The organism is Bremerella sp. TYQ1 (genome assembly GCF_020150455.1).
Classification (GTDB): domain Bacteria; phylum Planctomycetota; class Planctomycetia; order Pirellulales; family Pirellulaceae; genus Bremerella; species Bremerella volcania_A.
Genome location: NZ_CP083740.1, coordinates 4,044,834 through 4,065,314, shown reverse-complemented (window position 1 = coordinate 4,065,314; position 20,481 = coordinate 4,044,834). Strand labels below are relative to the sequence as shown.

The window sequence follows — 20,481 nt, the reverse complement described above, 5'->3', positions numbered from 1 at the left end:
AATGGGTGGCCCAGTTTGCTTGCAAACTGGGGAGCGGAGCGAACCGAGGTCTTCGGGGCAAGTTGACCGCTCGCCAGGACCTCTATTCGGCTTCGCCTCCCCAGGTTGCAAGCAACCGTGGGCTACCCGGTGAGGATACCGATGTGAACAGCGGTAACTCCCTGGTTCGTTTTTAGGAACGAAGTGCCGCGTCGCTTACGACTTCACTTCGACGGGGACCTGATCGATCTTGGCGGCGAGGATGAAATCGTTTTCGCTCAGGCCGCCGATGGCGTGCGTCCACAGTTCAATGGAAACGTTGCGATAGCCTTCGATGTGAAGATCGGGATGGTGACCATCTTCTTCGGCGATCTCGGCGACTTTGTTAAAGAACGTCAGTCCGGCCATGAAGTGCTTGACCGTCCAGTCTTTGCGGATCCGTTTTCCATCGTGGGTGAGATACCAACCGTCGAGCTTGGCCAGCTGATTGGTCGCTTCGTCGAGGGTGCAAGGGTCGACGCCTCCTTCGCAAGGCTTGCACTTCTTTTGCGTCAGTTGATCGGTCGTTTGAATATCCATGGCGGTTTCGATCCCTTCATAAAAAAAGCCCCGGCCTAAGAGCACAGTCTCTAAGAGGCCAGGGCATGTTTCATTGCGTCGTGAGCCTCTGCCGTCATTCTTGCGAATCGATCGAGGCGAAGCAAACCGAAGTTTCCATGGTTACGAGACAGGAGCCATATCAGGAGCCGGCTCGGTCATTTCCGGCTTGTCCGATTCGTCCTTCTTTTCTTGATCGGCAGGCTTGTCCGACTTGGACTCTTTCAGCTTCTCGGCAACTTCGGAGGCAGGACCGGCGATCGTATCGGTTTGGCCACCTTCCTTGGTGTCCTGGATTTCACGCCAGGCTTCGTTGCCTTCATAGGCTTTCAATTCGTTTTTCAAGTGCTCGCGAATTTCAGCGGCTGCTTCGTCTCCACCAGCCACTTCGACAGCCTTCTTGGACCACTTTCGAGCTTCGTCGAACTCACCCTTCTCGGCATGTGCGGCCGCCAATGTCGACAAGATATGTGCTTGCGAGTAATCGGTCGCTTCGCACGCTTCCACGGCATACTTGAGTGCCTTCTCGCCATCGCGAACGTTGTCGTTGGTCGACGTGGCCATCACCCAGGCCAGATTGTTCAGGATGCCACCTTCTTCGTCTTCCTGAATCTTCAACGCGTTCAAGTAAGTCTCGACCGCTTCGGCATGCTTGCCGTAGGAAAGCAGAGCGTCCCCTTTGCCACGCATGGCGTTGACGTTTTCAGGTTCAAGCTTCAACACCTGGTTGTAAACTTCAACCGCTTTGCGAGGCCGCTTGGCGGCCTGATAGAGGGTGGCCAACTGCAGCGTGATCGTGGCGTTCTCGCTGTTGCGAATCTGCAGGGCTTCCAAGTCACGAATGGCTTCGGCGAATTTGCCTTCCTGAGCATACAGCGTGGCACGTATCAGCAGGGCCTGCATGTTGCCGGTGTCGGCGGCCAAGGCACGCTCGACATCTTGCAGTGCGGCTTTGTAGTCTTCGCGTTCGATGTACATGCTCGCACGCATCAGCAGAGCTGGAACCGAGCGAGGCGCGAGAACGAGGACTTGATCGAGATCTTCAATGGCGGCGTTGACGTTACCGGCCATCACTTTGAACTGAGCACGCAGCAAGTAGCCAATCGGCGAGTTAGGATTGGTCTTTACGATTTGGTTGACCGCTTTGATCGCTTCGTCGAACTCGCCCAGCTTGGCGAACGTTTGAGCGTAGGCTTGCAGCGAAGTGAGATCGCCGGGGGCAAGCTGTTCGGTGACCATCTTCAAGTCGGCGAGCGCTTCCTGGAACTTTTCCTGTTCCAAGTACATCAAGCCACGCAGGCGATAGGCATCGGCGTTGTTCGGATTGGCTTCGATCGCTTTTGTCAGCACGTCGACTTGGGCGTCTTTGTCTTCGGCGAAAACAAGCGAAACAACGAGTGCTTTGGAGAGCGGTTCGCCGGTTCCTTGCAGCAGCTCGATGGCTTTGTTGATGCTTTGTTCGGCCTGATCGCGATCGCCGTCGGGAAGGAGCAGCAAGCGAGCTTTCAGGAAGTGAAGCATGCCGACGGTGTCGTCGTACTTCAAACCTTTGTCGACTTCTTCGACCGCTTTGGCGCGTAGGTCTTTCCAGTCTTTTCGCTGCTGGGCTTCCTCGAAGATTCCTTTGCCCATCGTTTCGGCGCGTTGGTAACGAACGGAAGTAAGCAGCTGTTTGGCGAAGACCTGGTCTTCTTCATGCAGGCCTTTGTCGAGAGCCGATTCGCACAACTCGGCCACTTGGGCTAAGTCGTCCATGCCTTCGGCGTCGAGCTTCAAGTCGACAGCCTTGTCGAGGTCGGCTTGGCCGGCATAGTCTTCGGCGTGCAGAGGGAAGCAGAGCAGGCCGCAAACCAGCGCGGCAGCCACGAAGAGGGAGAATCGCCCAACCATGATGTTTTATCTAACTCCGTGAGAACATTTTGTAATCGGATTGGCGTAGAATGTTATTCTATGCAATTAGGCAGACCTTGCCACGACGAGAATTCAGGGAATTTATTTCGATCCGGCAATTTGCGAAGAGGCAGTTGCCAAGGCCTTGCGACACGGGAGAGGCATGATGCACGTCAGTTTTCGCCAGAGCGTGGTTCTTTCGAGCATGCTTGGGATGCTGCTGCTGGGCTGCCGTCAGGAACCAGTCGAAGAGATACGTGCCCCGCAAGGAGAAGCGGCTCAAGCAGTTGATCCGATCGAAGTGCCGCCGCACAGTTGGCCCTGGTGGCGGGGCGAACAGCGCGATGGCATCGTGCATGACGAACCGGCCGATTTCCACTGGAGCAGCCAGCCAAATGTCGCTTGGAGTGCGAAAATCCAGGGGCTAGGGCATTCTTCGCCGATTGTGATCGGCAACAAAGTTCTGCTGACAACTGCCGACGAAAAGCAAGAGACCAAGTCGCTGGTCTGCTACGAAACCGCCATGGGCAAGCCGCTTTGGACGACCACCGTCCATCAAGGCGGTTTTATGCGGACGCATCAGAAGAACTCGCAAGCTTCCACCACCCCGGCAAGCGACGGGAACTACGTTTTCACCGCGTTTATGGTGAAAGACTCGCTGTACGTCACCGCGGTGGACTTGAAAGGGCAGATTGTCTGGCAGAAGGAAGCGGGGCCCTTTCGCAGTCAGCACGGATACGGCAGTTCGCCGGTGATTTACGACTCGTACGTGATTGTTCTGGCCGATTCGGATGGGCCCGGCTTTTTAGCGGCTCTGCGTCGCGACACGGGAGATATCGCCTGGCGGGTGAGTCGGAGCAACGATCCCAGCTACGGAACGCCCATTTTGGCGACCGTCGGCGGAAGAGACCTGATTCTGGTCGGTGGAACCGGCACGACATCGGCCTACGACCCCCAGAATGGCGACATCGTCTGGAGCGTTAAAGGGCCAGCGAAGACGACCGCAAATACACCGGCCGTGGCAGGAGATATGATTATCTCGACGGGAGGTTACCCTCAAAACGGCGTCCTGGGGATCAAAACGGCGGAAGGAGAAGCCGCAAGCGACGACCGCATCGCGTGGCAGGCTCGCGAACGAATCTACGTTCCCTCGCCGCTGGTGTTTGACAATAAAGTGTTCGCCGTAAATGATGATGGCATAGGACTTTGCTACGATTCTGCGACAGGCGATCGACTCGCTCGAAAGCGGATCGGCGGCAATTTCAGCTCGTCCCTTACACGGTATGGTAATCACATGCTTGTTCCGGACGAGCAGGGAACGATGTATGTCTTTGACGCGACGGAAGACTTCGACGAAGTCGCGAAATTCCAGTTGGAAGGTGGAGGTTTCGCGAGCCCTGTTTTCGCCGACGGCAGGCTGTTTTGGCGAACGACGACCCATTTGTACTGCTTAGTGCCGGCAAGTTAGGCCGATCGGGAACGACTCGCCACGCAATCTCTAACGACTGGCAAAACGGGCATCTCTGTGTGATCTGACGTACAAACCGGTGCTAGCGCTAAGAAATTCGAAAGATTTTGCTGATGGCTCGTGACATCATGTATTTCTAAGTGATAACTATTTCACAGGTTACGGCAACAGAGTCAAGGGCGTAAAACGTCTTAGTACGGTTATAATTCTTTTGACAATCGGGGAGAGCCTCGTTATATTAACCCCTCAATGGATCAGGCTGCTTCTATCCGAAGTAGGTTGGAATTAACCCCATTGCCCACCAAAATTTGCCTGCCTTTTGAAGATTGCCGAGTTTAACGGCGATCGCTGGATGTTCACCTGTTCGCGTCCCAGTCCCTTGCGCTTCATACCTTAGGGGTCAGACGTGGATCCTTCCGTTTTGCTCGAATTTGTTGAAACCTTCCCAACGTTCGAGTCATTCCCAATAAGCTGAACGCACCCAAACAAACTGTTGGAGATGGTCAAGATGAAGTGCAAGGGTAACCCTCTTAGTCGACGTAATTTCCTTACCGTCGGTGCCGCCGCTGGCCTGGGGCTGAGCATGTCAGACATGTTCCGCCTGCAGCAAGCCCAAGCGGAAATCAAAGACTACGATTTCATCGAAGCGAAAGCGAAAAGCGTCATCCATATCTATCTGCCGGGTGGTGCTGCTCAGCAGGAAATGTGGGATCCGAAGCCATACTCGCCGATCGAATACCGTGGCGAGATGAAGACGGTCAAAACCAACACCGGCGAAGTCTTCAGCGAATGCCTCAAAAACACCGCTCAAGTGGCGGATAAGTTGTGTATCATCCGCTCGATGAGCCACGGCGAAGCGGCCCACGAACGTGGTACGCACAACATGTTCACGGGGTATCGCCCCAGCCCAGCGTTGAAGTTCCCAAGCTTCGGTGCCGTGGTGAGCCACGAATATGGTCCTCGTAAGAATCTGCCTCCTTACGTCTGCATCCCGAATGTACCGAACGAATTCGCCGGGACTGGCTACCTGAGCTCGTCGTTCGCTCCGTTCTCGCTCGGTTCCGATCCTGCCAGCGGTGGTTTCAAAGTTCGCGACTTGAGCCTCCCCGGTGGCGTCGATGAAGCTCGCTTCTACCGTCGTCGTAGTGCTTTGGAAGCGGTCAACGATTACTTCGCTCAGAAGAACGAATCGGACCAGGTCGCTGCCATGGACACCTTCTACGAACGAGCTTACAGCTTGGTTTCGTCGCCGGAAGCTCGCGAAGCATTCAACATCGACGCTGAAGATGCCAAGCTGCGTGACGAATATGGCCGCAATCAAGCCGGTCAGCGCATGCTGATGGCTCGTCGTTTGGTTGAGTCCGGCGTCCGCATGGTCACGATGACCTATGGTGGCTGGGACATGCACAACAACATCACCAACGGCATCAAAGCTCGCGTGCCAGAATTCGATCAAGCGTTTGCCGCTTTGATTCGCGACTTGGATCGCCGCGGTACGCTGGACGATACGCTCGTCATGGTCTCCTCCGAATTCGGCCGTACGCCGAAGATCAACAAAGACGCCGGTCGCGATCACTGGCCAAAGGTCTTCAGCGTCGCTCTGGCCGGTGGTGGTCTGAAGCAGGGCTACATCCATGGTGCCTCGAATGCGACTTCCAGCGAACCGGAACTCGATCCGGTCGGTCCAGAAGATCTCGCGACCACCATGTATCACCAGCTGGGTATTGTCGCCGACAAGGAACTGATGGCTCCTGGCGATCGCCCCATTGAAATCGTTGACGGTGGTAAAGTCGTCAAAGAACTTCTGGCCTAAGATGCCGAAAACCGGCCGCGCGAAACGAGAAAAAGCTTCGTCTTCGCGCTACGCAGGTTAGAATGAAACTGTCGGCCTGGGCGTCAAAACTCAGGCCGATCCTGTCATCCCGCCTATCATCACAAGTTCTCCTGCCAGCTACGAGCTTGTGTTTCCTCCCCCAACGATCCATTTCATCTGGACGCGGTACTGTCATGAAACGCCTCCAAATTCTTCTATTGGCCTTGGTCGCTACGTCGCTGATCTCAGCTGACATCTTCGCCGCGAAGCCATCGTTTTCGCGGATTGAACCTGCTGGTTTTCAGCGGGGGCAAGAGATCGAAGTGTTGCTGCGAGGGGATCGCTTGAAGGACTCCCAAGAGGTGATGTTCTTCGAGCCTGGCGTGTCGATGAAATCGATCGAGGCGGAAGACGACAAGAAGGTCAAAGTCACGCTCAACGTTTCGCCAGACTGCCGTCTCGGTCAGCACGCGATGCGTTTGCGAACCGCTTCCGGGCTAAGCGATGTGGTGCTGTTCTACGTCGGGGCATTGCCTGAGATCGAAGAGAAAGAACCAAACAACGACTTCAAAGAACCGCAGCCGGTCGAGATGGGGACCACCGTCAACGGCATCATTCAAAATGAAGACGTCGACTACTTCGTTGTTGAAGCGAAGAAAGGCCAACGCATCACGGCCGAACTGACCGGCTTGCGTCTCGGTCGTACGTTCTTCGACCCTTACGTCGCAATTCTGAACGAACAACGATTCGAGATCGCCAAGAGCGACGACGAACCGCTGCTGTTCCAAGATTGCCTCTGCTCGCTATTGGCTCCGGAAGATGGCAAATACATCATCCAAGTTCGCGAAAGCAGCTACGGGGGCAATGGTAACTGTGCCTATCGCCTGAGCGTCGGTAGCTTCCCACGTCCTAAAGGTGTTTTCCCGACCGGCGGCAAGCCAGGGGAAGAAATCGAGGTGACCTGGTACGGCGATCCTTCCGGCACGCAAACCGCGAAAGTGGTTCTGCCGGAGAAGGAAGGAGAGTTTCTCTACTATGCCGAAGATCAGTACGGCATCGCTCCTTCGCCGAACCGCTTGTTTGTTTCCAGCTTGCCGAGCGTGGTCGAAAAGGAACCGAACAACAGCCTGAAAGAAACGACGCCGATGCAAGGACCTGGCGTGGCCAGCGGCGTGATCGAAGAGAAGGGTGATTACGACCACTTCTCGTTCCCAGCCAAAAAAGGCCAGGAATTTGATGTCCGCGTGTATGCCCGCGAAGCGCTGCGATCTTATCTCGATCCGGTTGTCGACGTGTATCAGGCGTCGAACAACAAGCGTCTCGGTGGCAACGACGACACCGGCGGCAACATCGACAGCTATGTCCGCGTGAAAGCAGAAGAAGATACCGACTTGATCGTGCGAGTTCGCGACCACCTTGGTTCGGGGCACCCGCTGAATATCTATCGCGTGGAAGTCACGCAGCGTTCGCCGGAACTGACGCTTGAGATTCCTGAAGTGGAGCGTTACAAGGCTCGTACCATGAGCGTTCCTCAAGATAACTACATGGCCGTGCTGCTGACCGCTCGTCGTGAAAACTTCCGTGGCGAATTGAACCTGAGCTTCAACGACCTACCGGAAGGGATTGAAGTGATCACCTTCCCAATGGAAGAGAGTTCGAACAAGGTACAAGTCTTGATGCGAGCCAAGCCTGACGCAAAGCCGAATGGCAAGTTGGTTGATGTCGTTGCGAAACCCACCAACGAAGAAATCAAAGTTGAAGGGCACGTGAAGCAGCGGAGCATGTTGGTCCGCGGCCAGAACAACCGAGACATCTGGGGGCATGATGCCGATCGCATGTCAGTCGCCGTCGTCGAGAAGGTGCCCTACAAGCTGGAAATTGTGCAGCCCAAAGTGCCGATCGTTCGCGACGGTTCGATGCAGTTGAAAGTCAAAGCGATCCGCGACGAAGGTTTCGATAGTGAAATTCGTTTGCGATTGCTGGACGACCCATCCGGCATCGGTGCTTCACGCTCGATCAAGATCGAAAAGGGCAAGACCGAAGCTTCGATTCCGATGACCGCCAACGGTGGTGCCGCGATCGGAACTCACAAGATTTGCGTCCTGGGAACTTCCGGCGTGCTGGAAGTCGCTTCGCCATTTGCCGACTTGGAAGTGGCTGACCGCGTGGTGGGCTTTGCATTCAACAAAGCGGCCTGCGAACAAGGGCAGGAAACCAAGATCATCGTTGGCATGGAACCGAAGCGAGAATACCCCGGCGAAGCAACCGTGCAGTTGCTAGGTCTTCCGGCTGGTGTGACCGCCGAGCCAATTAAAGTGAAGAACGATGCCACCGAGGCTGTCTTCGACGTCAAAGTTTCCAAGGACGCGAAGGACGGCATGCACAAGTCGATCGTCGCTCGGATTACCGTGACTGAAAACGAAGAGCCGATCATTCAAACCAACGGCAACATTGAACTGCGTGTCGACAAGCCGCTGCCACCGAAAGTGGCCACTGCCAAGCCGAAACCAGAAGCGAAGAAGGAAGAGGCTCCTAAGCCTAAACCGGAACGACCGCTGAGCCGCTTGGAACAACTGCGACTCGCCAAGGAAATGGGCGAATAACGTTCGCCATTTTCGTTTCCCTCGATCCCCCTAAGATTTCAAAGATTCCTTCCCCAGGATTACCGGCGCGAGCCGAAGGAGAGCCAACCGTGTCCCGTAACACTGACGCTCATTACTCAGGCGCTCATTTCACTGCCGCTCATTGGATGGTCAGTGGGCTGCTCGTCTGCCTGGCGGCAACCACCGCTCAGGCCGAGTCCGCCATTCGTGAAATCAACGTCTATCCCGAATCGATCGAGCTGCTGACCAGCCGCGATTCGCAGCGTTATGTCGTGGTGGCAACCCGAGACGATGACGTCACCCTGGACGTCACCGCTCAAGCGACCGCAACGCTTGCTTCGGAAGGCAACGTCAAGCGAGACGGCAACTTGATCGTCCCAGTTGCCGATGGGGAAACGACACTCAAAATCGAATACGCCGGCCACAAAGTCGACATTCCTGTGAAAGTTGAAAAGGCAACCGAAGAACGCCCTGTCAGCTTTCACTTAGACGTCATGTCGGTCTTCATGCGTGCCGGCTGTAACACGGGTAGCTGCCATGGGGCGGCTCGTGGGAAAGACGGCTTCCGCTTGTCGCTGTTTGGTTTCGACCCGGCCGGCGACTACTTCCGAGTCACCCGCGAGCAAGCGACGCGTCGTGTGAACCTGGCCGATCCTGCTTCCAGCTTGCTGTTGGAAAAAGCGATTGGCAGCGTGCCGCACACCGGCGGTAAGCTGTTCGAGAAAGATTCCGATTACTACGCCACGCTGCTGCGTTGGCTGGAAACCGGTGCCAAGCAAGATGAAGGGGAAGTGCCCCGATGCGATAAGATCGAGATCTATCCACCCAAGGCTGTGCTCGAAGGGGAAGGGGCTCAGCAGTCGTTCATCGTCAAAGCGTTCTACGCCGACGGCACCACGCGTGACGTGACCGACTTGGCTGTCTTCATGTCCAACAACGACAACTCCGCTCCTGTCGATGCGAACGGTCACTGCACCGCTTCAAAGCGTGGCGAAGCATTCGTCATGGCTCGCTTCGACACCCACACCGTCGGCAGTCAGGTCATCGTTCTGCCGAAAGAACTGAAGTACGAAAAGCCAGAGATCGCCGGTAACTACATCGACGAGCTAGTCGGTGCCAAGCTGCACAAGCTGCGAATCGTCCCTAGTGGTCTTTGCAGTGACGAAGAATTCCTGCGTCGGGCAACCGTCGACATCACCGGGCTGTTGCCAACGGAAGACGAATACAACGAGTTCATGGCCGACAACTCGGCCGACAAGCGAGCCAAACTGGTCGATCGCTTGTTGGAGCGGAAAGAGTTCTCTGAAATCTGGGCCATGCGTTGGGCCGAGCTGTTGATGATCAAGAGCACCAACCGTGTGAGCAACAAGTCTGCCTTTCTGTATTACAGCTGGCTGACCGAACAGATTTCCAACGACGTGCCGCTCGATCAAATGGTACGCGACTTGTTGTCCGCTTCCGGGGGAACGTTCAGTAACCCGGCGACGAACTACTACGAGATCGAAACCGATACATTGAAGACCGCCGAAAACGTCGCGCAAGTCTTCATGGGTCTGCGAACCCAATGTGCCCAGTGCCATAACCATCCGTTCGATCGTTGGACGATGGACGATTACTACGGCTTCGCGGCATTCTTCTCGCAGATCGGTCGTAAGAACACCGAAGATTACCGCGAGCGAATTATCTACAATCGAAACGGCGGCGATGTCCGTCACCTGGTAGATAACCGCGTGATGCAGCCGAAGTTCCTCGGTGGTGTCGAGCCCGAAATGAAGAATCGCGATCGCCGTGAAGTCTTGGCCGAGTGGCTCACCGCTCCGGAAAATCCTTACTTCGCAACGAGCGTTGCCAACCGTATTTGGGCCAGCTTCTTCGGCGTGGGGATTGTCGATCCTGTCGACGACGTTCGCGTGAGCAATCCAGCCTCGAACCCAGAACTGTACGAAACGCTCGGTAACAAGCTGATCGAATACAACTACGACTTCAAGAAGTTGGTTCGTGACATTTGTGCCTCGAAGGCTTACCAGCGAACGACCGTTCCAAACGAAAGCAACAAGACCGATACCAAGAACTTCGCCTACGCTCAGGTTCGCCGCATTTCGGCCGAGCAGCTGCTCGATTGCATTAGCCTGGCAACGAATCATGATGAGAAGTTCCGCGGTCTGCCGCTCGGTTCGCGAGCCGTTCAGATTGCTGACGGTCAAACGTCGAACTACTTCCTGACCACCTTCGGACGCAGCCAGCGTGAAACCGTTTGTAGCTGCGAAGCGACCACGTCGCCGACTTTGTCTCAGGCCCTGCACATGCTCAATGGCTCGGCAACGCAAGACAAAATCGCTCGTGGCAAGCTGGTCGAAACGTGGATTAAGGAAGAACTGACCAACGATCAGATCATCGACAAAATCTTCATCCGCTGCGTTAGCCGAAAGCCTACGGCGGCTGAAAAAGAGAAGCTGACAGCGGTCTTGAAGGAAGAAGAGAACCGCCAACGGGGGCTCGAAGATGTCTTCTGGGCAGTCCTCAACTCCCGCGAGTTCATGTTCAACCACTAAGCGTAAGCTAGATTGAAGTGTGCCGTCCCATTTCGGACGGCACACGAAACCCCGCCTTCGTTTGCCTGCCTTTTTTCGCACAGAGACTGAGCGATGCGTTATACCCTTCCACTTCTCGTTCTGTTCGGTTTGACAACTCTGGCTGCCGCCGAAGACGCCAAGCCGGCCGGGGACGCCGTCGAAAAGATCACGTACGAAGATCACGTCAAGCCGATCCTTCGGCAGCACTGCTTCACGTGCCATAACCAAGGGGACGCCAAAGGTGGTTTGAACCTGGAAAGCTTCGGCGCGACGATGGAGGGGGGAGCCAGTGGTGAAGTGGTCATCGCGCAAGATGTCGAAAGCTCGCGTCTGTTCGCGCTGATCAACGGCGACGAAGCACCCGAGATGCCGCCGGGCCAGGACCCGATCGCTCAAGAGAAGCGAGACATCATTAAGAAGTGGATTGAACTGGGTGCCCTGGAAAACAGCGGCTCGAAAGTCAAAGCCAAAAAGAAAAGTGGCCTGGCGATGGATGGCCCCGTCACCACCGGCAAGCCCGAAGGTCCAGCCGCCATGCCGGAAGGTTTGTGGAAGGCGCCTGTGCTTGATATCGATCACAGTGGCGCGATCACCGCTATGGCACACAGCCCTTGGGCACCGCTGGTTGCCATCGCCGGTCAAAAACAAATTGCGTTGTACAACACCGACACGCTTAAGCTGCTCGGCGTGATTCCTTACCCGCAAGGCATTCCTTACATTCTTCGCTTCAGCCGCAACGGCGAAGTGCTGCTCGCCGGTGGCGGCCGTGGTGGCTATGCCGGTAGTGTGACGCTGTTCAACGTTCGCACCGGGAAACCGATGGTGACCGTGGGGGACGAGTACGACGCAGTCCTCGCAGCCGATGTTACCCCCGATCTTTCCCGAGTTGCCCTGGGTGGTCCGCAGCGTTTGATTCGTATTTATTCGACGGCCGATGGTTCGCTGTTGTACGAAATCAAGAAGCACACCGACTGGGTTACTTCGCTTGCTTACAGTCCTGATGGCGTGCTGCTGGCTTCCGGCGATCGCTCCAACGGATTGTTTGTCTGGGAAGCAGACACCGCTCGTGAATACTTGAACCTGCAAGGACACAAAGAAGGCATCACTGCCGTCAGCTGGCAGCCAGACTCGAACGTTTTGGCTTCGGCCAGCACCGACAGTACCGTCAAGCTGTGGGGCATGGTCGATGGCAAGAACGTCAAGTCGGTCAACGCCCATGGCAACGGTGCGGAATGGGTCAGCTACACCCACGACGGCCGCATGGTGACTGCCGGTCGTGACAAAGTCGCCAAGGTGTTCGCTGGCGATGGCAAGGAACTCGCCAAGACCGGCGGCTTCCCCGAGCTAACGCTGCGAGCCTGCTTCAATCACGACAGCAGCAAGATTGTCGTCGGGGACTGGACCGGAGAAATCCGCGTCTACCAAGTCGACGGCATGAAAGAGCTCGGCAAGCTGAAAGCCGTTACCCCAACGTACGACGAGATGATCGCCACGCTGACCACCGACATCGGCACGTTCGATAAAGCGGCAGCCGACGCGGGGGGAGCTGCTGCGGCTGCCAAGCAGGCCTGGGATAATCACCTTGCCGCGATCGAAAACGCCAAGAAGGCCAGTGCCGACGCCAAAGCCGCGATGGACGCCGCCAACGCGAAAACCGAAGAGTTGAAAAAAGCAATCGTTGCTTCCCAGGCGAAGCAGAAAGAGCAAGAGCAGCTTGCCGGAACCAAAGACGCCGACGCGAAGAAGTGGGCTGGTGAGATTGCCAAAGCGGAACAGTCGCTGACGCAGGCAAACGCCAAGCTGGCAGACTATGGCAAGAAGATCGAAGAGAAAAGCTCGGTCGTCAACGCAACGAAAAAGGCCCAGGCAGAGCACCAAAAGCAGCTCGACGATCTGAAGAAGCAGCTTGCTTCCCAGCAACAAGCGATGGAAGCGGCCCAGAAGAAAGTCGCCGATCTAGATGCCAAGATCGCGGAAGCGACCAAGCAGAAGGAAGAGGCTGCCGAGGAACAAAAGGAATCGAAGCAAAAGGAAATCGATTCGCTCAACGGTGAAAAGAAAGCGGCTCAGGCCGAAGTCGACAAGCTTGCCGGCGAGGTGAAAAAGTCGACCGATGCTGTCGCCGGTAAAGAAGGCGAACTGAAGAAAGACGTCGAACAGATTGCCGCCGCCGAAGCGGAAGTGAAGAAGCTGCAGGATGAGTCAGCCAAAGCGAATGGCGAGAAAGCCAACGCTGAAAAAGCTCTCGCCGCCGCGAAGCAAAACAAGCAGACTGCCGATACCGAGTTGGCTTCGGCCAAGTCCGCCATCGAAGCGGCAAAGAAGGCCCAAGCCGATGCCAACAAAGAAATGGGCAACCAGCAAAACCTTGCTAAGAAGTACGATGCCGACATCAAGAAGCAGGCCGATCAGCTCAAGAAGCTGGAAGAAGGCAAGCCGAATGTCGAGAAGGACATGAACGAGAAAGCGGTCGCCGCCAAAGCGGCCGCCGAAAAAGCGGCTGCTGCCAAAGCAGAGCTCGAATCGCTGAAGAAAGAAAAAGCGGAATTCGTCGCACTGCCAGCTAAGTTGCAAGTAGAACAGCAAGCGATGCTGACGGGCATCAAGACGAAGGAACAGCAAGTCGCCGAAGCGGCCGCGAAACAAGCTGAGATGGAAAAGCAGATGGAAGCGAAGCTCGCCGAAATCGCCAAGCTTCAAGCTCAGCTTGATAAAGTCATGGAAGAGAAGTCGGCCGTCTATGCTCAGCTTCGCGAGCACAAGCAAAAAGTCGAAACCGGCACCGACGAAATGGCCACCGTTCAAGCCAAGCTGGAAGAACTGAAACGTCAGTCCGAACTGCTGCAGAACGTTTACCAGTAACGTCGTATGATGCGAGCGGTAAAACGCATCGCGTTGAATCGCGCAACTAAAAAGGCGAGCCGAATAGTCGGCTCGCCTTCTTTTTTGGTCTGATCAAATGATGTTGGCTTCGTTAAGCCGTTAGCCTTCCAGGCCACCGAACAGCGGCGTCGAGAGGTAACGTTCGCCAAGGCTGCACAAGATGACGGCGATTCGCTTGCCTTTCATCTCAGGGCGAGCGGCCACTTGCTTGGCGGCCCAGATGGCAGCGCCACTGCTGATCCCCGCGACGAGACCTTCTTCCTTCGCCAACAGACGACCATATTCGAAGGCGTCTTCGTCATCGACTTGAATCACTTCGTCGACGATCGACGTGTCGAGGTTCTTCGGAATGAAGCCAGCACCGATCCCTTGAATGCGGTGCTTGCCAGGCTGACCGCCGCTGATCACTGGGCTGTTCTTCGGTTCGACAGCGATTGCTTTGAAGTCCGGGTTCTTCGACTTGAGGAAACGGGATGCGCCCGTGATCGTTCCGCCGGTGCCGACGCCGGAGATGATCGCATCGACTTTGCCGCCCATGTCTTCCCAGATTTCAGGCCCCGTCGTTGCTTCGTGAATCGCTGGGTTGGCGGGGTTATCGAACTGGCCAGGCATCCAGCCGTTGGGTTCCTTCTCGGCCATTTCGGTGGCTGTGTTGATGGCGCCCTTCATACCGTCGGCCGCTGGCGTCAGAACCAGGTTCGCACCCATCGCACGCAGCAAAGCGCGACGTTCGAGCGACATCGATTCTGGCATCGTCAGTGTCAGCTTGTAACCTTTGGCGGCACAAACAAACGCCAACGCAATGCCGGTGTTGCCGGAAGTCGGCTCGATAATGTGGGTATCTTTGGTCACCACGCCACGCTTTTCACCGTCGGCGATCATGGCATAACCAATGCGGTCTTTCACGCTGTTAAGCGGGTTGAACCACTCGCACTTGCCGAAAACCTCGGCCCCACCCTGGGGGATCAACCGATTGATCTGTATCATCGGGGTATCGCCGATTGCGTGGCACGCGTCGTTAAACGTCTTGGTACGGGGCATGATTGGTTTTCCTTCGTGGTGTCCGTGAAAGCGCGAAGCTTGGGCAGATTTTGCGCCCAAGTATCAAGAAACGCCCAATTGTGTCAATAAGATTCTCGCATAGCCTCCGCTGCTGTGCCAGAACACCCCCGGATAAGGCCACCGCCATGGATATCGTCAATCTGACCGAAGCCGAGCCGTTCACCACCAAAGATGGCTCGGAAATTCGCGAGCTGCTCGCCCATCGCAACTCGTGCATCAAGAATCAGACCCTGGCCGAGGCCCGCTTGCCTCCTGGCGCCGCGACTACGCCCCATTACCATCCGAAAACGGAAGAGATTTACTACATCACCCATGGCCGCGGTCGCATGCAAATTGGCGAAGAGCTGCGCGATGTGACCGTCGGCGACGCCATCGCCATCCCGCCCGGCGAAGTACACCAAATCACTAACACCGGCGAAGAACCGCTACGACTGCTATGCTGCTGCGCCCCAGGCTACGAGCATGAGGACACCGTACTGGTCGAAGAGTAGAATGGACTTCGCATGAACGGGGCTTCTCGTTTATGCATGGGATACCAACGGTTGGTAGCGGGGCGTTTCTCAACCTTTGAAAAGGAGCAATCCCAATGGGACGCATGCCCGAAGAACGATTGAAGACAGCGCTTGAGCAGTTAGCAACCATTTCCGCAGAGGATCATGCTAAGGTTCAAGCCTTGGCCGCCATCGTAAAGCCTCTTCGAAGCTTTCTGCATAAAACGCCCGACGACTATGGTATGACGAATTGGTCCGAAGTGATTATCTCGTCGGAAGATGGCACACCTTTGGAAGGCTGGTACATTCCCGCCAAAGGAGGCCAAAGCGATAAGCTCATTATCTTCAATCACGCGTTACCGATGTGCCGGTCTGGCTATCCTGGACATTTTGGCGAGCCATGGAGTAACTTCGATGCCGTCGAAATCGACTTTGTGGTTCAGTACAAGCATTTGACCGACGCGGGCTACAACGTGCTGACGTACGACATCCGCAACCATGGTAACAGCAGCGCGGCCAATGGTGGACTGAGCGGCATCGGATGCTGGGAATGGCGGGACTGCGTTGGTGTAAAGCGGTATGTCGATGCCCATCCCGAACTATCCAAGATGGATGTCGGGCTTTACAGCCAATGTATGGGCGGCAACTCACAGTATCACGCAATTCATCGGCATCCTGAACTCTTCGAAAACGTGAAGTGCATGGTCAGCCCGATGGTCGTCTCTATGGCTGCCATTTACGACGCTTTCTCCGAGTTGCAGGGAATCCAACAGTATCAGGAATTGATCGATCTCGAGCTACTCAAGATGGGCGCCTTCGTCGCAGCCGATATGACGCCACATCACTGGGCTGCTAGTGTGAAAATGCCGGTGTTGATGGTTCAAGTGCTGGAAGACGAATGGACGCGTAATCCCGAAGATGCCCAGAAAACGTTCGATCTGCTTGGCAGCAAGGAGAAAGAGCTGTTGTGGATTGAAGACACCAAGAAACGCTTCAAGGATGGCTACAATTATTTCGGTCGCTTTCCACAAAAGATCTTGCCGTTCATTGATAAATATATGAAGGCTTGATGCTCGTATATCGCGGAGAATCAGTAGAACGCTTCCTTAGGGAGTGAGCAACGAAGCGTATCGCACCAGTCCATGCCATGGGCGCCAAATCGGTGCGATACGTTCTGCTTCGCGACTGTGCTCACATCCACGGAAAGGAAAGAAGATGATCCGAGTTATTTACCAGTGGCAGGTTCCGCCGGAGAACCTCTCGGCGTTTCAGCAGGCCTGGAAGCAGACGACGACATCAATTCATGAAACGGTCCCCGGTGCTCGGGGGAGTTTCCTGCTGCAAGACCATGCCAACCCTGGCAAAATTCTTACGATCGCACGATGGGATTCGCGGGAAGATTGGCAAGCATTCTTCGAAGCCGAAAATCCCCCGCAAATGCTACGTATGCGCGAACTCGGCGAACGTGTTTCGGTGACGTCGTACGATGAGTTTGAGGACGTGACGGTTTAGTCTTATGCAAAGCACGCTAACGACGGCATGATAGGTAATGGCGATTAGATTCTACGAATTGGAAAGTTGGAATCGGCTTTATTAAAATGTTCAGCGCGCCTAACCGCCAAATATTTAAGATTGAAAAAGGGGCAGCGATGTTATCCAGAAGTTTTCGCAGCGCTTTATATCTCACAATTCTCTTAACGACGGCCATTGTGGGAATCGCAAAAGCAGATAATGGAAAATCGCAGGAACGAGAAATTGCCGAAGCGAAAGAAGCCTTTAGAGGCAGTGTTGACTCGGCAAAAAAACAATTGCAAGAACGGCTCGACGCAAAGCTGGCATTTGCTCAACGGCGTGGTGAGTTAGAGCTAACCGAAACAGTTTCTAAGGAGTTAGAAGCGTTTAAGACCAAAGGCATTCTTCCGACAACAGTGCCCGCAGATGGTTATGTAACTACATTGCAGCGAGCACTTGGACAACTGGAAGTTGCCTACGATCAAGTGATTCGTAGTTATGTGCGCGAAGGTCTTCTCGATGATGCTCGCTTTTTGAAAGAGGAGTTCGCGGCTTTTAAGGCTTCGTCTGTAAATCATCCAGAATACGCGAATGCTGTTTTTAGCGTCGTTTCTGGTGCATCGAAACCGCAAGAGTTGAAGAATGGTGCGAAGGCTTTCCTGGATCGAACGTATACATGGGGTGATATTCCTAAAGATTTTCCATGTCGCCAGTTTGCTCCCATTCGAGGTGAAGGGCAAGATCCAATAGTGATCCAGGTAAAGTCTCCTGGGATTGTCTATATCGCTTTGAACAACGAGCACCCCCAACGCGTGGCTGCTTTTTTGAGGAACTTCGATTGGAAGCCCACGGAAGCTAAGATGTCTCATAGCGCAAGAGGCAAGACTCCGGTCTACGTTTTTCAACGCGTATATGAGACCGGCGAACATATAATTCCGCGAGTTAACTTTTCGGGACCGACGTTGCTTCTGCCATAGAGTTGCTCGCTCTTCTTTCTGCTCTAACTCTTATGCAACCGGCAAGAGCTTTCCTCGGTGCAGACGTCGCAGATGGGGCCGTTTTCTTCGCAGTGGGCCAGGCAGGTTTCGACGCGTTCTTGCATGACTTTGGCCATCAGCGGGTGAAGCCCTAGCGGGGCCGTGACCAGGTGGGTGGTTCCGGGGTGCTGCGTGGCCGCTTCCTGGGCTAGGCGGGGGATGTCTTCATGCCAATGTCGACCGGGGGAAAGGAAGTAGGGGTGCACGACAATGCGCGTTGCCCCTTGCTCGACACACTTGGCATACGCGTCGGCAATGCTCGGCTCGGCAAGCTCCATGTGGGCCGGTTCGACGATCTTGTATCCGGTCGATTCGCGGAACAGCTGAGCTACTTCCAGCAACAAGTCGTTGCTTTCGGCCCGACGTGATCCATGGTCGACGATGATAATGGCCAGATTTTCCTGGTCGGATGTGGACTGCCGCATAGGGTCGCTGCTTAGGAGTGAAGTTTCGCGGGGCCTAATTGTTGCTTCGAGGGCTAACGATTAAGTTAGGACGATGAATCTTACGCAAGTCATTACGATTCTAAGCATAACGGCCGCCGTTTTCACCGTGATGGGGATTGGCGGGACGGCTCGTTATCTGAATTGGATTTCTCGGGCAGTCGATGCGGGACTGCTGAAGCTCGGTATTCGCGTGCTGATGCCATGCTTCATTTTCGTGAAAGTGGTCGGCAATCCGGCCTTCGAGGAAGCTGCCAACGTCTATTTGCCGCCGGTGTGGGGTTTTCTGTCGGTCGCGCTGGGCTGCTTCATGGCTTATTGGTGGGCTCGTGGAAGCGGGACAACGCTTGGCTTCGATCATCAAGACAAAGTCCACACGTTCGCCGTTTGTATTGGGATTTTCAACTACGGCTTCATTCCGATTCCGCTGGTGCAGGAAATCTTCGGCGAAAGGGCGTTGGGCGTTTTGTTTCTGCATAACGTCGGAGTCGAGCTGGGCATTTGGACCATCGGCGTGAGCCTGGCCAGTGGTGGCTTGACCAAAGGGTGGTGGAAAAACGTCTTGAACCCACCCAGTTTGACGATCATCCTTTCGTTGTTCATCAACGAGATGGGACTCGCCGAGCAAGTTCCCGAGTTCGTCACCCAAGTGACCGGTATCTTGGCGAGTGCGGCAATTCCGATGATGATGCTGCTGATCGGAGCAACGTTTTACGATCAAATCTTTCATGCCGACGTCAAGGGAGACAACAGCAGCCCTTGGCCGACGTATGTTTCCGCGGTCTTGTTGCGACTGCTCATATTACCGATCTTGTTTCTGCTGGCCGCGTTGTGGCTACCGATTTCGATTGAATTGAAACAAGTCGCCGCAATCCAAGCTGCCATGCCAGCAGCCGTCTTTCCGATTGTGCTGACGAAGCATTACGGAGGCGATCCCCGCACCGCTTTGCGTGTCGTGATGGCGTCGACCGTGGTCGGATTTGTTACAATCCCCATATGGATCTCGACCGGCATTGCATGGCTCGGTCTAGAGAACACCGTGCTTCAGCAAAATCCCCAGGAGGTAACCGTGGCACCTCAGCTCGAGCCACTCGAACAGGCAATGCATGTCGCCGGCATTTCCGTTCGTACGACCAACCGCAAGGAAATGAATCCGGAAACGGGACAGATTCCGAAGCTGTACGAAAAGTACGAAACGGAAAGCATCGATTCGTTGATCAGCGATCCTGTCGCTCCGAAGAAACGGATTGCCGTGTACGCCGATTACGAATCGGATCAATCTGGCGAATTCACGATGCTACTCGGCCGGCAGGTTTCGCCGGAAGCGGAAGTTCCGGATCAACTAGACAAAGTCCGCATTCACAAAGGCAAGTATTTGCACTTTGTCGGAGAAGGGGAGATGCCGCAGGTCGTTTTAGACACCTGGAAAGAGATCTGGCATCACTTCGAAGAGAGCACGACCCACACGCGAACGTTCGAGGCTGACTTCGAGGTTTACGACGAAGCCAGCCCGAACCGAGTCGACATTTTTATTGCGGTGGAGTGATTCCGAAGTCTTCGATCGTCAGCAACGTACGAAGCTCGTAGCCGGCATCGGCAAACGCTTGCTTGCCACCTTCCATGCGGTCGACAATCGCGATGACACCGAGCACTTTCAGTCCGGCCGCTTCGACTTTCTCGATCGCTTTCAGCGAGCTGCCACCGGTGGTAACGACATCTTCCACGATGACGCACTCGTTGCCGGAGACGACAGGGCCTTCGACATCTTGCCCAGTGCCGTGTGCTTTGGCTTCCTTGCGAACGATAAAGCCGGCCAGTGATTTGCCCTGAACCGCCGCCATGGTGATGACCGACGCCGAGATCGGATCCGCCCCGATCGCCATTCCGCCGACGGCATCCGGAAGGTCGTCGCCGAGCATTTCCAGAATACCAAGCCCAACTTGCAGAGCCCCTTCGCTGGAAAGCGTTACCTTGCGGCAGTCGAGGTAATAGGAAGCCTTTTTGCCAGAAGCGAGCGTGAAGTCGCCAAACTTCAGCCCTTTCTCACGAACAATTTCAATCAGCTTCTCTTTGCTGTATTGCATCGGTTTTTCCTCGATCGCGGTGAACGGTATCAATCGAAACCATGGT

The 20,481-nt window shown here is 55.1% G+C and carries 15 protein-coding genes; 10 read left to right on the top strand and 5 right to left on the bottom strand.

Features of this window, described 5'->3' with window-relative positions:
• Positions 1-195: 195 nt before the first annotated feature.
• Positions 196-558: a 4a-hydroxytetrahydrobiopterin dehydratase gene (locus LA756_RS16195; RefSeq protein ID WP_224435762.1), complete on the bottom strand. Its 363-nt coding sequence runs from the start codon at positions 556-558 to the stop codon at positions 196-198.
• Between the two features lie 141 nt (positions 559-699).
• Positions 700-2,466: a tetratricopeptide repeat protein gene (locus tag LA756_RS16190; protein ID WP_224435761.1), complete on the bottom strand. Its 1,767-nt coding sequence runs from the start codon at positions 2,464-2,466 to the stop codon at positions 700-702.
• Between the two features lie 163 nt (positions 2,467-2,629).
• Between LA756_RS16190 and LA756_RS16185 the strand changes: the two genes are divergently transcribed.
• From LA756_RS16185 to LA756_RS16165, 5 genes are all read left to right on the top strand, one after another.
• Positions 2,630-3,934, top strand: coding sequence for a PQQ-binding-like beta-propeller repeat protein (locus LA756_RS16185; protein ID WP_224435760.1), 1,305 nt, complete (start codon positions 2,630-2,632; stop codon positions 3,932-3,934).
• Between the two features lie 508 nt (positions 3,935-4,442).
• Positions 4,443-5,747, top strand: coding sequence for a DUF1501 domain-containing protein (locus LA756_RS16180; RefSeq protein WP_224435759.1), 1,305 nt, complete (start codon positions 4,443-4,445; stop codon positions 5,745-5,747).
• 194 nt (positions 5,748-5,941) lie between these two features.
• Positions 5,942-8,350, top strand: coding sequence for a PPC domain-containing protein (locus tag LA756_RS16175; RefSeq protein ID WP_224435758.1), 2,409 nt, complete (start codon positions 5,942-5,944; stop codon positions 8,348-8,350).
• A 146-nt stretch (positions 8,351-8,496) separates the two neighbouring features.
• The gene (locus tag LA756_RS16170; protein WP_224440396.1) at positions 8,497-10,902 is read left to right on the top strand and encodes a DUF1549 and DUF1553 domain-containing protein; all 2,406 of its coding nucleotides are present in this window, start codon (positions 8,497-8,499) and stop codon (positions 10,900-10,902) included.
• 93 nt (positions 10,903-10,995) lie between these two features.
• A complete protein-coding gene (locus tag LA756_RS16165; RefSeq protein WP_224435757.1) occupies positions 10,996-13,785 on the top strand; it encodes a c-type cytochrome domain-containing protein in 2,790 nt (929 codons plus the stop codon).
• Positions 13,786-13,905: 120 nt separating this feature from the next.
• Here LA756_RS16165 and cysK read toward each other — a convergent pair whose 3' ends face one another.
• A complete protein-coding gene (gene cysK / locus LA756_RS16160; protein ID WP_224435756.1) occupies positions 13,906-14,847 on the bottom strand; it encodes a cysteine synthase A in 942 nt (313 codons plus the stop codon).
• A 146-nt stretch (positions 14,848-14,993) separates the two neighbouring features.
• Between cysK and LA756_RS16155 the strand changes: the two genes are divergently transcribed.
• The 4 genes from LA756_RS16155 to LA756_RS16140 all read left to right on the top strand — a co-directional run bounded on the left by LA756_RS16155 (position 14,994) and on the right by LA756_RS16140 (position 17,848).
• A complete protein-coding gene (locus LA756_RS16155) occupies positions 14,994-15,359 on the top strand; it encodes a cupin domain-containing protein (protein ID WP_224435755.1) in 366 nt (121 codons plus the stop codon).
• Between the two features lie 95 nt (positions 15,360-15,454).
• A complete protein-coding gene (locus LA756_RS16150) occupies positions 15,455-16,429 on the top strand; it encodes a S9 family peptidase (RefSeq protein ID WP_224435754.1) in 975 nt (324 codons plus the stop codon).
• Positions 16,430-16,574: 145 nt separating this feature from the next.
• On the top strand, positions 16,575-16,871 hold the full coding sequence (locus LA756_RS16145) for an antibiotic biosynthesis monooxygenase (protein ID WP_224435753.1): 297 nt from the start codon (positions 16,575-16,577) through the stop codon (positions 16,869-16,871).
• An 86-nt stretch (positions 16,872-16,957) separates the two neighbouring features.
• Positions 16,958-17,848, top strand: a complete 891-nt coding sequence (locus LA756_RS16140) for a hypothetical protein (RefSeq protein WP_224435752.1) — start codon at positions 16,958-16,960, stop codon at positions 17,846-17,848.
• 23 nt (positions 17,849-17,871) lie between these two features.
• Here the strand turns inward: LA756_RS16140 and LA756_RS16135 are convergent, their stop codons facing one another.
• Positions 17,872-18,333, bottom strand: coding sequence for a CbiX/SirB N-terminal domain-containing protein (locus tag LA756_RS16135; protein ID WP_224435751.1), 462 nt, complete (start codon positions 18,331-18,333; stop codon positions 17,872-17,874).
• Positions 18,334-18,406: 73 nt separating this feature from the next.
• Between LA756_RS16135 and LA756_RS16130 the strand changes: the two genes are divergently transcribed.
• Positions 18,407-19,897 carry an AEC family transporter gene (locus LA756_RS16130; protein WP_224435750.1) on the top strand — a complete coding sequence of 497 codons (1,491 nt, stop codon included), beginning with the start codon at positions 18,407-18,409 and terminating at the stop codon, positions 19,895-19,897.
• Here the strand turns inward: LA756_RS16130 and pyrE are convergent.
• Positions 19,881-20,435 carry an orotate phosphoribosyltransferase gene (gene pyrE, locus LA756_RS16125; protein WP_224435749.1) on the bottom strand — a complete coding sequence of 185 codons (555 nt, stop codon included), beginning with the start codon at positions 20,433-20,435 and terminating at the stop codon, positions 19,881-19,883. The two genes, LA756_RS16130 and pyrE, sit on opposite strands and share 17 nt — an antisense overlap.
• Positions 20,436-20,481 lie beyond the last annotated feature (46 nt).

Coding starts and splice junctions, on each gene's coding strand:
- LA756_RS16195 (WP_224435762.1), bottom strand. CDS start 558: ATGGATATTCAAACGACCGATCAACTGACGCAAAAGAAGTGCAAGCCT.
- LA756_RS16190 (WP_224435761.1), bottom strand. CDS start 2,466: ATGGTTGGGCGATTCTCCCTCTTCGTGGCTGCCGCGCTGGTTTGCGGC.
- LA756_RS16185 (WP_224435760.1), top strand. CDS start 2,630: ATGATGCACGTCAGTTTTCGCCAGAGCGTGGTTCTTTCGAGCATGCTT.
- LA756_RS16180 (WP_224435759.1), top strand. CDS start 4,443: ATGAAGTGCAAGGGTAACCCTCTTAGTCGACGTAATTTCCTTACCGTC.
- LA756_RS16175 (WP_224435758.1), top strand. CDS start 5,942: ATGAAACGCCTCCAAATTCTTCTATTGGCCTTGGTCGCTACGTCGCTG.
- LA756_RS16170 (WP_224440396.1), top strand. CDS start 8,497: ATGGTCAGTGGGCTGCTCGTCTGCCTGGCGGCAACCACCGCTCAGGCC.
- LA756_RS16165 (WP_224435757.1), top strand. CDS start 10,996: ATGCGTTATACCCTTCCACTTCTCGTTCTGTTCGGTTTGACAACTCTG.
- cysK (WP_224435756.1), bottom strand. CDS start 14,847: ATGCCCCGTACCAAGACGTTTAACGACGCGTGCCACGCAATCGGCGAT.
- LA756_RS16155 (WP_224435755.1), top strand. CDS start 14,994: ATGGATATCGTCAATCTGACCGAAGCCGAGCCGTTCACCACCAAAGAT.
- LA756_RS16150 (WP_224435754.1), top strand. CDS start 15,455: ATGGGACGCATGCCCGAAGAACGATTGAAGACAGCGCTTGAGCAGTTA.
- LA756_RS16145 (WP_224435753.1), top strand. CDS start 16,575: ATGATCCGAGTTATTTACCAGTGGCAGGTTCCGCCGGAGAACCTCTCG.
- LA756_RS16140 (WP_224435752.1), top strand. CDS start 16,958: ATGTTCAGCGCGCCTAACCGCCAAATATTTAAGATTGAAAAAGGGGCA.
- LA756_RS16135 (WP_224435751.1), bottom strand. CDS start 18,333: ATGCGGCAGTCCACATCCGACCAGGAAAATCTGGCCATTATCATCGTC.
- LA756_RS16130 (WP_224435750.1), top strand. CDS start 18,407: ATGAATCTTACGCAAGTCATTACGATTCTAAGCATAACGGCCGCCGTT.
- pyrE (WP_224435749.1), bottom strand. CDS start 20,435: ATGCAATACAGCAAAGAGAAGCTGATTGAAATTGTTCGTGAGAAAGGG.